Raw genomic sequence first — 13,901 nt, 5'->3', positions numbered from 1 at the left:
GGAACCCGGCACATGACCCGGGTCCGGATGAAGGCAAAAAAACCGGTCAGGCGGCCTGTTCCAGTTCCGGCTGCCATTTTCCAAGCGCGGCCAGATGGTTCATGTGGGCGCGGTGGGCGAAGGCGGCCTGGGCAGCGGCGACGTTGGCCGCCTTGCCGCTCCACGCCTTCTGTGGCGCCGCCTGCAAGGCGCGGCCGTAGGAGAAGGTCAATTTCCACGGATGCGGGCCGATGGCGTTGATGGCATTGAGGTTGGCGGTCGCCTCCTCGTCCGATTGTCCGCCCGAGAGAAAGGCGATGCCCCCAATTGCGGCCGGCACCGTTTCGCGGAACAGTTTTATGGTCTTTTCGGCGACTTCCTCGGGGCTGCTCACCTTGCCCGACTTCTTGCCGGCGAGAACCATGTTCGGCTTCAGGATGGTGCCTTCGAGGACGACGCGGGCTGCGTAGAGCTCGGTGTAGAGCTTCGTCAGCGTTGCCTTGCTGATCTCGTAGCAGGTGCCGATGTCATGGGCGCCGTCCATCAGCACCTCCGGCTCGACGATCGGCACGATGCCGGCCTCCTGGCAGAGCGCCGCATAGCGGGCGAGCGCATGGGTGTTCGAGCCGATCGACGTGGCGGAAGGCACGCCCTTGGCGACGTCGATGTCGATCACCGCACGCCATTTGGCGAAACGGGCGCCGAGCTTGTAATAGTCGGCAAGCCGCTCACGCAGACCGTCGAGGCCTTCGGTGATCGTTTCACCGGGGTAGCCGGCCAGAGGCTTGGCGCCGGCATCGACCTTGATGCCTGGGATGGCGCCGGTCGCCTTGATAATGTCGACAAGCGGCGTGCCGTCGGCGGCCTTCTGGTGGATGGTCTCGTCATAGAGGATGACACCGGAAATGTATCTGGTCATCGCCTCCTTGGCGCGGAACATCATCTCGCGATAGTCGCGGCGGCTGTCGGCGGTCGATTCGACGCCTATCACGTCGAAGCGCTTCTTGATGGTGCCGGAGCTTTCGTCGGCGGCCAAAAGACCCTTGCCGCCGGCCACCATCGCGGCGGCAATGTCCTCGAGACGTTCGCTCATTGTGCTTCTCCCTGAAACGGTTGTTCCAGCCTAGCAGACCACTAGAGCAAGGCAGGTTCAAGTCGAACCATTCCAAGCGGAAAGCTCGAATCGATTGAAACGCGCAAACGCCCCGTTCGCTTTCTCGCCTCAGCGCTTCAGCACATCGACGCCGGGCAGCGGCTTGCCTTCCATCCACTCCAGGAAGGCGCCGCCGGCGGTCGAGACGTAGGTGAAGTCGTCGGCGACGCCGGCGTGGTTGAGTGCGGCCACCGTGTCGCCGCCGCCGGCCACCGAGACCAATTTGCCGGCCTTGGTGCGGGCCGCAGCGTGCCTGGCTGCCGCCACCGTCGCCCTGTCGAACGGCTCGATCTCGAAGGCGCCGAGCGGACCGTTCCAGACCAGCGTCGCGGCGCGGTCGATCCAGTCGGCAACGGTCTTTACGGTCTTTTCGCCGACATCGAGGATCATGCCGTCGGCCGGCACCTCCGCGATAGCGACAGTTTCGCTGGCCGCGCCCGCCTTGAATTCCCTGGCGACGACGCCGTCGACCGGCAGGATGACGGCGCAGCCGGCTTCGGCCGCCTCGATCATGATCTGCTTGGCGGTGTTGGCGAGATCATGCTCGCACAGCGATTTTCCGACATCGGTGCCGCGCGCGGCCAGGAAGGTGTTGGCCATGCCGCCGCCGATGACCAGCGCGTCGACCTTCCTTACCAGGTTCATCAGGAGGTCGATCTTGCTCGAGACCTTGGCGCCGCCGACAATGGCAACGACAGGGCGGACGGGATTGCCGAGGCCCTTTTCCAGCGCGTCGAGCTCGGCCTGCATGGTGCGCCCGGCGAAAGCCGGGAGCAGGTGCGCAAGCCCTTCCGTCGACGAATGGGCGCGGTGGGCGGCGGAAAAGGCGTCGTTGACGAAGATGTCGCCATTGGCGGCGAGCTTTTCGGTGAAGGCCGGGTCGTTCTTCTCCTCGGCCTTGTAGAAGCGGGTGTTTTCGAGCAGCAGCACGTCGCCGTTGCCCATGGCGGCGACGGCGCTCGCGGCTTTGTCGCCGATGCAGTCGGATGCGAAGCCGACAGGGCGGCCGAACACCTCCGCGGTCGCCGTGGCGATCGGCTCAAGCGAGAATTCAGGCGACGGTCCGTCCTTTGGCCGGCCGAAATGGGCAAGCAGGATGACCTTAGCGCCCTTGCCGGAAAGCTCGGCGATGGTTGGCGCGATGCGCTCGATACGGGTGGCGTCGGTGACCTTACCGTCGGCGACGGGAACGTTGAGGTCGACGCGCACCAGCACGCGCTTACCATCGATATTGCCGATGTCGTCCAGTGTCTTGAAGCTGGCCATGCTGTTCCCTTTCGCGAAAAATCGCCGGGACCTTAACCCGCAACAACGACGATGCAAGACCTGCAATGGTGCTACGCGGAAAATGACCACAGCCCGTGTCGGGAGCCGTCAGCCCTCGTCGGTTGCCTTTTCCACCACCGGCTGTGGAGCCGGTTCCGCGTCCGTCAGCGCCTCGCCACTCTGCTTTTTGACCCGCTTGCGCCAATTGCGCGCAAAGGCAACGATACGGTCGCCGATTTCGCCGGCACTCAGGAACACCGGCACCCGTGCCACCGGCGCGGTCGGCTCGAGGGAAAGACCAAGGCCGGTGATCTTGCCTTTGTCGTCGACGTCGCGGACGATCAGCTCGATCGGACCAATCAGCACGCGGTCGGCATATTCGGCATGGCCGCCGAGCCGCTCCGTCACCAGGTCGCCGACGGTCAGCTTGCGTTCCTCCTCGGTCAGGCCCGGCGTGTAGGCCGCTTCCAGTTCCGCGGCGGAGCGCGCCGGATCGACGGCGAAGGCGCCGAAGAAGTCCGCATCCTCGGGATCGACCACGGCGCGGCTGGCGAACAGCTTGTCGAGCAGGGCTGGATAGCGATCCGGCACGAAGATGTAGACATGGTCGCCGGCGGCGAGCCTGCCCATGTCCTGGAAGCGCATCGAGCGCCCGTCGCGCAGCACCAGCGACGGCCGCGCCCAGCGCGGAATGCGCTCACCGCGCGCCACTGGGCTGCCAGGTGCTACGCGATAGGCGAGAAGCTCGTGATGGGCGGAGCCGGGCAATTCGAGCTCGACCTTGTCCAGTGGCCCCAGGCGGGCCGGCACGATCAGGCCGAGGCGGCGCGCCAGCGGTCCGACAGTCCATCCCTGGATGACCAGCGACACCAGCACGACGATGAAGGCGGTGTTGAAGATGAGGCGGCCGTTCTCAAGGCCGCCAAGCAGCGGCGTGATGGCGAGCAGGATCGACACCGCGCCACGCAGGCCCACCCATGAGATGAAGGCGACTTCCGGGCGCGGCAGACGGAACGGCATCAGGCAAAGCCAGACGGCGATTGGCCGCGCCACGAAGATCAGGAACAAGCCTAGCAGCACCGCCGGCAGCAGGATCGCCGGAAATTGCGAAGGCGTCGCGAACAGGCCGAGGATCAGGAACATGATGATCTGTGCCAGCCACGACATGCCGTCCTGGAAGCGCTTGAGGATGGTGACGGCGCGGATGTCGGAATTGCCGGCAATGAGGCCGGCGAGATAGACCGCCAGAAAGCCGGAGCCGCCAATGGCGCCCGCGGCGGCGAACACCATCAGCGACAGTGTCAGCACGAAGATCGGCAGCAGCCCGTGGTCGAGATTGAGCCGGTCGACGAGGCGCACGATGGCAAGGCCGCCGAAAATGCCGACGATAGCGCCAAGCCCCATGTTGAGAAGGAAACCGAGGACGAGGTCGGTAGCCAGCACCCCGGCCTCGAGATTGGCGTTGACGGCGATGATCTCGACCAGGGTGATGGTCAGGAAGATGGCGATCGGGTCATTGGTGCCGGATTCCACCTCGAGCGTGGAGCGCACGCGCTCGCGCAAATTGATCTCGCCGGCGCGCAACAGGAAGAACACCGCTGCTGCGTCGGTCGAGGCAACTGCGGCACCGAGCAGGAAGGATTCCAGCCAGCTGAGATCGAGCAGGTAATAGGCGACGACGCCGAACAGGCCAGTGGTCACAAGGACGCCGATCGTTGCCAGCGACAGCGCCGGTCCGGCCGCCTGCCGCAAGACATTGAGCGGCGTGCCGAAACCAGAATCGAACAGGATCACCGCCAGCGCCAGTGAGCCGGCAAAATAAGCCAGCCGCGCATTGTCGAACTGGATGCCGAGGCCGTCGGTGCCCGTGGCCAAGCCGATGCAGAGAAACAACAGCAAGAGAGGAGCGCCGAAGCGGAAGGCGATCAGGCTCGAAAACGCGGCTGCAACGACAAGTGCGGTGCCAACCAGCGTTACGAGATAGATCGCATGCTCCATCCGAAAACCGCCCCCTCAATTTCGTGTACCTCTCGCTTTACGGGAGAGTGAGGCGAAGACATGACCGGTGCAAGGCGGGAGGGTGGTTTTTTGCCCTATGCCGCCCAACTTCGTCATCCTAGGGCGAAGCAGCCGCGAAGCGGCGTCGCGCAGACCCTGGGATTCATGCCGTGACATCAGCCGGAATGCGGCGGAACAGAATTCTGCACGGCCGCAACGCTCCAACGGCACGGCATGGATCCTGGGGTCTGCGCCGCGTCGCTTCGCTCCTTGCTCCGCCCCAGGATGACGAAGCGCGATGGCCGTCAGGCCAATCTCCAAGACGTGCGATCTGCCGACACAAGAACGCGGCGCTCCAATGAAAAACGCCCGGACAGAGCCGGGCGTTTCCAAGTCGCGAGAAGATGGTCCTGTGATCAGGCGATGGTCTTGCCGAATGCAACGGCTGTGTCGGCCATGCGGTTGGAAAAACCCCATTCATTGTCATACCAGGACAGCACCGAAACGAAGTTGCCGTCCATGACCTTGGTCTGGTCGAGCGCCATGATCGAGGAATGCGGATCGTGGTTGAAGTCGATCGACACGTTCGGGTGATGGGTGACGGCGAGAATGCCCTTCAGCTTGCCCTTGGAGGCGGCGATCACCGCCTCGTTGATCTCCTGCACGGTCGTTGGCCGCTTGGCGATGAACTTGAAATCGACAACCGAGACGTTCGGGGTTGGCACGCGAATGGAGATGCCGTCGAGCTTGCCCTTGAGGTCGGGCAGCACGAGGCCGATCGCCTTGGCCGCACCGGTCGAGGTCGGGATCTGCGACAGGGCCGCGGCGCGGGCGCGGTAGAGATCCTTATGCATGGTGTCCAGCGTCGGCTGGTCGCCGGTGTAGGAGTGGATCGTCGTCATCATGCCCTTCTCGATGCCGACGGCCTCATGCAGCACGGCTGCCAACGGCGCCAGGCAGTTGGTGGTGCAGGAGGCGTTGGAGATGACGATGTGGTCCTCGGTCAGCTTGTCATGGTTGATGCCATAGACGACGGTGAGGTCGGCGCCTTCCGCAGGCGCCGAGACCAGGACCCGCTTGGCGCCGGCGGTCAAATGCGCCGCTGCCTTGTCGCGGGCGGTGAAGATGCCGGTGCATTCGAGCGCAATGTCGATGCCGAGCTCCCTCCAAGGCAGCTGCGTCGGATCCTTGATCGCGGTGACCTTGAACTTCTCCGTGCCAACAGTGATCTGGTCCCCGTCAACCGTCACTTCGTGCGGGAAGCGGCCGTGCACGCTGTCGAAGCGCAGCAGATGCGCATTGGTCTCGACCGGGCCGAGGTCGTTGACGGCAACCACATCGATGTCCTTGCGGCCGGATTCGTGGATGGCGCGCAGGATGTTGCGGCCGATGCGGCCGAATCCGTTGATGGCAACTCTGACGGTCATTTTTTTCTCCCTGGGAGTTGGAGGCCGAAGATCAAGTCCGCAGCTTCATAACGGCGGGCTGCCAAAGAATCCAGCCGTCGATGGGTTGGATTTAAGTCCACCAAACTGAGGCTGCCCGCAAAACCGCTACGCGCGTTTTCGCGGGCGCCAAGCTTTATTCGCCGTGCAGGCGGGCTTCCGCCGCCTTCACCGTCGCTTCGGCGGTGATGCCGAAATGCGGATAGAGCTGTTCGATCGTGCCAGAGGCGCCGAAGCCGGTCATGCCGATGAAGATGCCGTCGGTGCCGATGAAATGATCCCAGCCCTGGCGGATGCCGGCTTCGATGGCGATCTTGATCGGCGCGTTGCCGATCGTCTTCTTGCGATAGTCGGCGCTCTGCTTGTCGAACAATTCGAAGCAGGGGACCGAGACGACGCGGGTCGGATGGCCGTGCTTTTCCAGCGCCTCGCGCGCCGCCAGCGCGATTTCGACCTCGGAGCCCGAAGAGAAGATCGTCACCGCCGCATCGCCATTGGCGGCGGCCAGCTCATAGGCGCCCTGGCGGCTGAGGTTTTCCGCAACGAAGTCGTTGCGCACCGTCGGCAGGTTCTGCCGGGTCAGCGCCAACGTTGAAGGCGTCTTTTCCTGCTCAATGGCCAATTGCCAGCATTCGGCGGTCTCAACCGCGTCGGCCGGGCGGAAGACATTGTGGTTCGGAATGGCGCGCAGTGCGGCCAAATGCTCGACCGGTTGATGGGTCGGACCGTCTTCGCCGAGACCGATGGAATCATGGGTCATGACGAAGATCGAGCGGATGCCCATCAGCGACGCAAGCCGCATCGCCGGACGGGCGTAGTCGGAAAAGCACATGAAGGTGCCGCCATAGGCGATGAGGCCGCCATGCAGCGTCAGTCCGTTGAGCGCGGCCGCCATGCCGTGCTCGCGAATGCCGTAGTGGACGTAGCGCTGGCCGTAATCGTCTGATGTGATGTTCTTGGTCTGGCTGGTCTTGGTGTTGTTGGAGCCAGTCAGGTCGGCCGAGCCGCCGATCGTTTCCGGCACCGCGCCGTTGATGATCTCGAGCGCCATTTCCGACGATTTGCGGGTGGCGACCTTTGGCTTGTCCGTGGCGAGCTTCCTCTTGTAGTCGGTGATGACGGCGTCGAAATTCGCCGGCAGCTTGCCACTGATGCGGCGCTCGAATTCGCTGCGCAAATTGGCATCGGCCTTGGCGAGGCGGCCTTCCCAGTCGGTGCGTGCCTTGACACCCGTCTTGCCGGCGTCGCGCCAGGCATCGAGGATATCGGCAGGGACATCGAAAGGTGCCGAATCCCAGCCGAAGAACTTTCTCGCCCCGGCGATTTCATCAGCGCCGAGCGGCGAACCGTGCGCCTTGTTGGTGCCGGCCTTGGTCGGCGCGCCGAAGCCGATCGTGGTCTTGCAGGCGATCATCGTCGGCTTGTCGGAATGGCGGGCCGCCTCGATGGCATAGGCGATCGCTTCCGGATCCTGGCCGTCGATGTGGCTGGCGTTCCAGCCGGACGCCTGGAAGCGGGCGACCTGATCGGTGTTGTCGGCCAGCGACACCGGGCCATCGATCGAGATGTTGTTGTTGTCCCAAAAGACGATCAGCTTGTTCAGCTTGAGATGTCCGGCAAGCGCGATGGCCTCCTGCGAAACGCCTTCCATCAGGCAGCCGTCGCCGGCCAGCACATAGGTGTAATGGTCGACAAGGTCATTGCCGAAGGCGGCATTCATGATGCGCTCGCCGAGTGCGAAGCCGACCGAATTGGCAAGCCCCTGGCCGAGCGGGCCGGTCGTCGTCTCGATGCCGGCGGCATGGCCGTATTCGGGATGGCCTGCCGTCCTCGATCCCAACTGGCGGAAATGCTTGATCTGGTCGAGGGTGATGTCCTCGTAGCCGGTCAGGTAGAGCAGTGAATAGAGCAGCATCGATCCATGACCGGCCGACAGGATGAAACGGTCGCGGTCGGCCCAGTGTGGAGCCTTGGCGTCGAATTTCAGGAAACGCGTGAACAGCACCGTGGCAATGTCGGCGCAGCCCATGGGCAGGCCAGGATGGCCGGATTGGGCCTTCTCGACAGCGTCCATGGAAAGAAAACGGATTGCATTGGCCATCCGGTCATGTTGTTCACGCGAGGTCATGCTTCCTCCAGTGTGGGGGTTTGGGGCCTTGGGAGAGCCCTGGAAAGGGGTGCGCGACACATAGCAGGCGCGGCTTTTTAGTCAATAAACCGGCGCGCTTTTGCCGGTCTTGTGATGGCGCCAGAAGGGTCTTGGAGGCCCTACATTAGCGTTAGCAGGGGACAGTCGCGAGACCTTTATTGACGTCGGCTTCACACGGCGCGTAATGTTTCAGACATAACGCGTTCTGAACGTGGATGATTCGGTGATGGGCAGGGCGCAGGACGAAAGCCATGACCGGGGAAACGACACTCAAGGAAGTCATCGCGAGGCTGGGTAAGGCCATCGAGGGGCTGGAAAATGCCGTCGCGGCCAAGCTCGAGCACGAGCGCGACTATACGGAAGCCGAGGCGGAGGTGCAGCGCATGAACGCCGACCGCTCGCGGCTGGCGCAGGAACTCGACAATTCCGAAGCGCGCGCCGAACGACTGGAAGACGCCAACAAGGAAGTGTCGCGTCGGCTGGTGACCGCCATGGAAACCATCCGCGCCGTGTTGGATAGATAGGGGCTGGCCCAATGGCACAAGTCACGGTTTCCATAGACGGCAAGCAGTATCGCATGGCTTGCGACGAGGGCCAGGAAGAGCATCTGATCGACCTCGCCGAGCGCTTCGACCGCTATGTCTCGCATCTGAAGGATTCTTTCGGCGAGATCGGCGACCAGCGGCTGACCGTGATGGCCGGCATCATGGTCATGGACGAGCTTTCGGAACTGCAAAAACGCGTCAAGGGCATGGAAAGCGAAGTGCTGACGCTGCGCAAGACGCGTGACGACGCGCTGACCAAGGCCGATAAGAACGATTCCGTGCTGACGAATGCGCTTGGCGCGCTCGCCCAGCGCATGGAAGATCTGGCGACGACGCTGGCGGTGAACAAGGCCTGAGCCAGCGCAGCGGAAATTCCTGCTGCATTTGCCGAGAAGCAATGAAAATTTTTCGCCGCCGGCCTCAATGCCGGTGGCAACAGGCGTTTGAAGGATGACACCGGAGTGGTAGAAGGGCAGAGCAGCGCCGGTGGGTGCCGGCTGCGATCTGCAAATCTGCAATCACAGGGTAGGGACACGTCATGAGCCTTCGTATCAACGATATCGCGCCGGATTTCACGGCCGAAACCACGCAAGGGACGATCAGCTTCCACGAATGGATCGGTGACGGCTGGGCGGTGCTCTTCAGCCATCCGAAGAATTTCACGCCGGTCTGCACGACCGAGCTCGGCACGATGGCCGGGCTGGAAGGCGAGTTCAAGAAGCGCAACGTCAAGATCATCGGCATTTCCGTCGATCCGGTCGAAAACCACGCCAAATGGCAGGACGACATCAAGACGGCGACCGGCCATTCGGTGAACTACCCGCTGATCGGCGACAGGGATCTCAAGGTCGCCAAGCTTTACGAGATGCTGCCGGCCGGTGCCGGCGAAACCTCGGAAGGGCGCACGCCCGCCGACAATGCCACGGTGCGCTCGGTCTATGTCATCGGCCCCGACAAGAAGATCAAGCTGGTGCTCACCTACCCGATGACCACCGGCCGCAACTTCGATGAGATCCTGCGCGCCATCGATTCCATGCAGCTGACCGCCAAGCACCAGGTGGCGACGCCGGCGAACTGGAAGCAGGGCGAGGACGTCATCATCACCGCCGCCGTTTCCAACGAGGATGCGATCAAGCGTTTCGGCGCCTATGAGACGATACTGCCGTATCTCCGGAAGACCAAGCAGCCCGCTGCCTGAGCAGGGCAGAGGCGGCACAGGAGATTTTTCGGTTTTCTCGTCTGCACGAGCATGCGGTGCTTGACGGCGTGGCGCTGGCGAATGACCATGCTCTTCTTTTGCCCCGGCAGGGAAAACCATTCCTGCCGGGTAGGAGTTGAGGGAGCCGGGATTGGACGCGACATCGGCCAAGCTGCAGGTGGCAGGCTTTTACGACAAGCCGAGCGGGTCCATCCAGTATGTCGTCGCCGACCCGCAGACGCGACGATGCGCAATCATCGATCCGGTCCTGGATTTCGACGAGAAGTCCGGCGCCACGGCGACGAAGAATGCCGACGCCCTGCTCGACTTCATTAGAGATCAACGGCTGGTCGTCGAATGGATCCTCGACACCCACCCGCATGCCGACCATTTCTCGGCGGCGCACTATCTCAGCGCGAAGACCGGAGCGCCGACGGCGATTGGCGAGAAGATCATCGACGTCCAGAAATTGTGGAAGGTGATCTACAACTGGCCGGATTTTCCTGCCGACGGATCCCAGTGGAACAGGCTGTTTGCGGATGGCAAGACCTTTTCGGTCGGCGGCATTCCGGCAAAGGTGCTTTTTTCGCCGGGCCACACGCTGGCATCGATCACCTATGTGATCGGCGACGCCGCTTTCATCCACGATACGCTGTTCATGCCGGACAGCGGCACGGCGAGAGCGGACTTTCCCGGCGGCAGTGCCGCCCGGCTCTGGCGCTCGATCCAGGATATCCTCGCGCTACCGGACGAGACACGCCTGTTCGTCGGCCATGACTACCAGGCGGAGGGGCGCGAACCCTTGTGGGAGAGCACTGTCGCGGAACAGAAATCCAAGAACACCCATATTGCCGCCTGCAGGACCGAGGCCGATTTCGTGGCGTTGCGCGAGGCGCGCGACAGGACGCTGCCCATGCCCAGGCTGATCCTGCACGCGCTGCAGGTCAACATGAATGGTGGACGCTTGCCGGAACCGGAATCCAACGGCCGCCGGTATTTGAAATTTCCGCTCGATTGCTTGTGATGAGATGGGTCGCAGACGCCAGCTAGTCTAGCTTCAGGGTTTTGTTCTGCGGGCTAAATGTTCATACGTGATTTGCCAAGGGTCGCTCTCGGAAGATCTTTCCTCGCCGATCCAATGGAAGCTGTTGGTAGTGATCTCAGTGAAACGCCATCGAGTTTTCAGACCGCGCGAGTCATTGCCGAGCTGGACAATGTCCTTACCCTCGGCCCGCCCGATCTGGCGCGAGTGATCTCGGTTGAGCGGGTCGTTCCATATGATGTGCCAGCCATCGATCCCAGGATCGAAGATGCGCAAAGTCGTGCCAAACATCGTGGACGGCGCAGGGCGCTTGGGCCTGATCCAAACGTCCTGAATCGCGCGGCCTTCGAGCACCCAGCCAAAATGGCATTCTCCATTCCATTTCTGGATTGTGCCGTCGTCGAGGTAGTGGACCGTGTCCATTTCCCAGCTTCCAATTAGCCATCCATACAGGTCCATCTCTTTCGCTCGGTCGGCTGGGGGACCTTCGGATTCGAGAGCGGTGAGAAACTGAGAAATCGTCATCGTCATCTCCAAATAGACGAGGTCGGCGCCCCATTGTCGCGCCCGCCTGCCGCAAGTGCCGCTTCGTGGAATTTCGCGACGGAAGCTCGTAAGGCGCCGGAACATTGCCGCCACAATTTGCAGCGTTGCGGTTTCCGGGGCTTGGGGAAAATTGCTATAATGCCGCTATGAATAAGATCGTTTGCGAACGCGATGGCGAGGCCGAAACCGCCGGCATCTTTGGTGGAGCGGTAGCGCGTCGCATGGGCGGGCAATAACCAACCCTAGCTAGAATATGGCACCAAGGTACAGCTCTCCCGGCAGTCGGAGGACCCATAAAAAACGGCGGCGCCAGTTGCCTGACGCCGCCGTTATTTGTTTCGTCGGAAGCCTTACGCCGCCGGCTGCGCCTCGATGGTGCGCAGGGCCTGCATCTGGCGCTTGGCCGCGGCCTTGACCGCGTCCTGCACCTTCTCGAAGGCGCGCACCTCGATCTGGCGCACGCGCTCGCGGCTGATGTCGAACTCGGCCGACAGCTCTTCCAGCGTCAGCGGCTCCTCGGCCAGGCGGCGCGCCTCGAAGATGCGCCGCTCGCGCTCGTTGAGCACGGCAAGAGCGCCGGACAGCATGCCGCGCCGGTTTTCCAGCTCGTCCTGCTCGATCAGCGCCTCTTCCTGGCTTTCGTGGTCGTCGACCAGCCAGTCCTGCCATTCACCCGATTCACCTTCGCTCGCCCGGATCGGTGCGTTGAGCGAGGCATCGCCCGAAAGGCGGCGGTTCATCGACACCACCTCCGCTTCGGACACGTTGAGGCGGGTGGCGATCTCGGTGATCTGATCGGGCTTCAAATCGCCGTCGTCGAGCGCCTGGATCTTGCCCTTCACCTTGCGCAGGTTGAAGAACAGGCGCTTCTGGTTGGCGGTCGTGCCCATCTTGACCAAGCTCCACGAGCGCAGGATGTATTCCTGGATCGAGGCCTTGATCCACCACATGGCGTAGGTGGCAAGCCGGAAGCCACGCTCCGGTTCGAATTTCTTGACAGCCTGCATCAGGCCGACATTGCCTTCCGAGATCACCTCGCCGATCGGCAGGCCGTAGCCGCGATAGCCCATGGCGATCTTGGCGACGAGCCGAAGGTGGCTGGTGACGAGCTTGTGCGCAGCCGTGGTGTCCTCATGCTCAGCGTAACGCTTGGCGAGCATGTACTCTTCCTGCGGCTGAAGCATCGGAAAGCGACGGATTTCTTCCAGGTAGCGGCTGAGGCCGCCTTCGCCGGAAACGATACTGGGTAATGACTGGGCCATGATAGCGCCCCCTCTCTCTTGGAGTGGTGCCCCCGAAACGCGGCGGGCATATGTCGCGAACGCCAAAAGGCTCGTCGCGACAGCGGATGTATATAGGAACAAAACCAGAAAGGACAGCATTGGTTCAACACGAAACAGTGTGTCACGCCAAAGTGAACAACGACTGTCAGGTTTTGCCAATCAGGTTTTGAGTGGATGGAAGGCGGTTCAGAGTTTGCGAAAACCGTCGACGAGTTCCTCCATATCCCTCGGTACCGGCGCCTCGAACCTCATCGTTAGATGGGTAGTCGGATGCCGAAATTCAAGGAGGCGGGCATGCAATGCCTGTCGCGGAAATGCCTTCACCCGGCCTTTCAGCGGCTCGGGCAGCCGGTTCGCCTTGGTGCGAAACGCCTGGCCATAATCGGGATCGCCGACGACCGGATGGCCGATATGAGCCATGTGGACGCGGATCTGATGGGTGCGGCCGGTCTCGAGCCGGCATTCGACCAGGCTTGCCGTGGCAAATTCCTTTTGCTGCTCGCCAAAGCGCTCGATCACGGTGAAATGGGTGACGGCGTGGCGGGCATCGTCGCGGCCCTCGGGCACCACGGCACGGCGCACGCGGTCGGCGGCGCGGCCAAGCGGCTCGTCGACCGTGCCTGTCGGTCTCATCGGTATGCCCCAGACCAAAGCCAAATAGGCGCGTTTGAGATCGCCGGTCAGGCCATGGTCGGCAAAGGCCTCCGACAATGACTTGTGGGCGCGGTCGGTCTTGGCGACGACCATGACGCCGCTGGTCTCCTTGTCCAGGCGGTGGACGATGCCCGGCCGCCGCACACCGCCGATGCCGGAAAGACTGTCGCCGCAATGGTGGATCAGCGCGTTGACCAGCGTGCCGGTCCAGTTGCCGGCGCCGGGATGGACGACCAGCCCCGACGGCTTGTTGATGACGATCAATTCATTGTCTTCATAGAGGACGTCGAGCGGGATGTTCTCGCCTTGCGGCTCCGCCGGCTCCGGCTCCGGCATGTCGACCGACACGCGGTCACCGGCCGCCATCTTGCGCTTGGTCTCGGTGACCGGCTGGCCGCCGACCTTGACGGCGCCCTGCCTGATCAGCATCTGCACCCGGCTGCGCGACATGTCCGGACCGAGCTTGCCCGCCAGCCATTGGTCGAGGCGCTGGCCGGCCGCATCGGGACCCGCTTCCAGCATGATCGATCCCCCGTCTGGCGATCCCCCGTTTGGCGATCCGCCCTCCATCAATCCATCCTCTATCAATATGGGGGCCTCTTCGTTATGAGCGCTCATCGAAAAAAAAGTTCCGGAATGTTTG

Annotated in this window: 12 protein-coding genes; 4 read left to right on the top strand and 8 right to left on the bottom strand. The window is 62.7% G+C overall.

Going from position 1 to position 13,901, the window contains the following annotated elements; genetic code table 11:
- Positions 1 to 46 precede the first annotated feature (46 nt).
- The 5 genes from RPG13_RS03105 to tkt all read right to left on the bottom strand — a co-directional run bounded on the left by RPG13_RS03105 (position 47) and on the right by tkt (position 7,969).
- On the bottom strand, positions 47 to 1,072 hold the full coding sequence (locus tag RPG13_RS03105) for a class I fructose-bisphosphate aldolase (RefSeq protein WP_127204287.1): 1,026 nt from the start codon (positions 1,070 to 1,072) through the stop codon (positions 47 to 49).
- A 129-nt stretch (positions 1,073 to 1,201) separates the two neighbouring features.
- Positions 1,202 to 2,398 (bottom strand): phosphoglycerate kinase, encoded by a 1,197-nt coding sequence (locus RPG13_RS03100; RefSeq protein WP_337124363.1) that lies wholly within the window; start codon positions 2,396 to 2,398, stop codon positions 1,202 to 1,204.
- 108 nt (positions 2,399 to 2,506) lie between these two features.
- A complete protein-coding gene (locus RPG13_RS03095) occupies positions 2,507 to 4,396 on the bottom strand; it encodes a potassium/proton antiporter (protein ID WP_126104596.1) in 1,890 nt (629 codons plus the stop codon).
- 416 nt (positions 4,397 to 4,812) lie between these two features.
- Positions 4,813 to 5,823: a type I glyceraldehyde-3-phosphate dehydrogenase gene (gene gap / locus RPG13_RS03090; RefSeq protein ID WP_337124360.1), complete on the bottom strand. Its 1,011-nt coding sequence runs from the start codon at positions 5,821 to 5,823 to the stop codon at positions 4,813 to 4,815.
- A gap of 154 nt (positions 5,824 to 5,977) precedes the next feature.
- Positions 5,978 to 7,969: a transketolase gene (tkt, locus tag RPG13_RS03085; RefSeq protein ID WP_095487245.1), complete on the bottom strand. Its 1,992-nt coding sequence runs from the start codon at positions 7,967 to 7,969 to the stop codon at positions 5,978 to 5,980.
- Between the two features lie 272 nt (positions 7,970 to 8,241).
- Here tkt and RPG13_RS03080 point away from each other — a divergent pair, with 272 nt between their 5' ends.
- From RPG13_RS03080 to RPG13_RS03065, 4 genes are all read left to right on the top strand, one after another.
- A complete protein-coding gene (locus RPG13_RS03080) occupies positions 8,242 to 8,514 on the top strand; it encodes a DUF4164 domain-containing protein (RefSeq protein WP_023797069.1) in 273 nt (90 codons plus the stop codon).
- A gap of 11 nt (positions 8,515 to 8,525) precedes the next feature.
- Positions 8,526 to 8,891, top strand: a complete 366-nt coding sequence (locus RPG13_RS03075) for a cell division protein ZapA (protein WP_095487243.1) — start codon at positions 8,526 to 8,528, stop codon at positions 8,889 to 8,891.
- A gap of 182 nt (positions 8,892 to 9,073) precedes the next feature.
- Complete coding sequence (locus RPG13_RS03070; protein ID WP_095487241.1) at positions 9,074 to 9,733, top strand: peroxiredoxin; 660 nt, start codon at positions 9,074 to 9,076, stop codon at positions 9,731 to 9,733.
- A gap of 151 nt (positions 9,734 to 9,884) precedes the next feature.
- Positions 9,885 to 10,757, top strand: coding sequence for an MBL fold metallo-hydrolase (locus tag RPG13_RS03065; protein WP_337124357.1), 873 nt, complete (start codon positions 9,885 to 9,887; stop codon positions 10,755 to 10,757).
- A 33-nt stretch (positions 10,758 to 10,790) separates the two neighbouring features.
- Here the strand turns inward: RPG13_RS03065 and RPG13_RS03060 are convergent, their stop codons facing one another.
- The 3 genes from RPG13_RS03060 to RPG13_RS03050 form a co-directional block, all read right to left on the bottom strand.
- The gene (locus RPG13_RS03060) at positions 10,791 to 11,300 is read right to left on the bottom strand and encodes a hypothetical protein (protein WP_127204284.1); all 510 of its coding nucleotides are present in this window, start codon (positions 11,298 to 11,300) and stop codon (positions 10,791 to 10,793) included.
- Positions 11,301 to 11,671: 371 nt separating this feature from the next.
- Positions 11,672 to 12,583 carry an RNA polymerase sigma factor RpoH gene (gene rpoH, locus RPG13_RS03055; protein WP_029348727.1) on the bottom strand — a complete coding sequence of 304 codons (912 nt, stop codon included), beginning with the start codon at positions 12,581 to 12,583 and terminating at the stop codon, positions 11,672 to 11,674.
- Between the two features lie 207 nt (positions 12,584 to 12,790).
- The gene (locus RPG13_RS03050; protein ID WP_128284117.1) at positions 12,791 to 13,876 is read right to left on the bottom strand and encodes an RluA family pseudouridine synthase; all 1,086 of its coding nucleotides are present in this window, start codon (positions 13,874 to 13,876) and stop codon (positions 12,791 to 12,793) included.
- Between the last annotated feature and the right edge of the window lie 25 nt (positions 13,877 to 13,901).

This window comes from Mesorhizobium sp. ISC15 (assembly GCF_037162615.1).
GTDB lineage: Bacteria > Pseudomonadota > Alphaproteobacteria > Rhizobiales > Rhizobiaceae > Mesorhizobium > Mesorhizobium mediterraneum.
Note: the sequence above shows the minus strand (reverse complement) of the source record. Positions and strands in the feature narration are given on the sequence as shown.

Coding starts and splice junctions, on each gene's coding strand:
- RPG13_RS03105 (WP_127204287.1), bottom strand. CDS start 1,072: ATGAGCGAACGTCTCGAGGACATTGCCGCCGCGATGGTGGCCGGCGGC.
- RPG13_RS03100 (WP_337124363.1), bottom strand. CDS start 2,398: ATGGCCAGCTTCAAGACACTGGACGACATCGGCAATATCGATGGTAAG.
- RPG13_RS03095 (WP_126104596.1), bottom strand. CDS start 4,396: ATGGAGCATGCGATCTATCTCGTAACGCTGGTTGGCACCGCACTTGTC.
- gap (WP_337124360.1), bottom strand. CDS start 5,823: ATGACCGTCAGAGTTGCCATCAACGGATTCGGCCGCATCGGCCGCAAC.
- tkt (WP_095487245.1), bottom strand. CDS start 7,969: ATGACCTCGCGTGAACAACATGACCGGATGGCCAATGCAATCCGTTTT.
- RPG13_RS03080 (WP_023797069.1), top strand. CDS start 8,242: ATGACCGGGGAAACGACACTCAAGGAAGTCATCGCGAGGCTGGGTAAG.
- RPG13_RS03075 (WP_095487243.1), top strand. CDS start 8,526: ATGGCACAAGTCACGGTTTCCATAGACGGCAAGCAGTATCGCATGGCT.
- RPG13_RS03070 (WP_095487241.1), top strand. CDS start 9,074: ATGAGCCTTCGTATCAACGATATCGCGCCGGATTTCACGGCCGAAACC.
- RPG13_RS03060 (WP_127204284.1), bottom strand. CDS start 11,300: ATGACGATTTCTCAGTTTCTCACCGCTCTCGAATCCGAAGGTCCCCCA.
- rpoH (WP_029348727.1), bottom strand. CDS start 12,583: ATGGCCCAGTCATTACCCAGTATCGTTTCCGGCGAAGGCGGCCTCAGC.
- RPG13_RS03050 (WP_128284117.1), bottom strand. CDS start 13,876: ATGAGCGCTCATAACGAAGAGGCCCCCATATTGATAGAGGATGGATTG.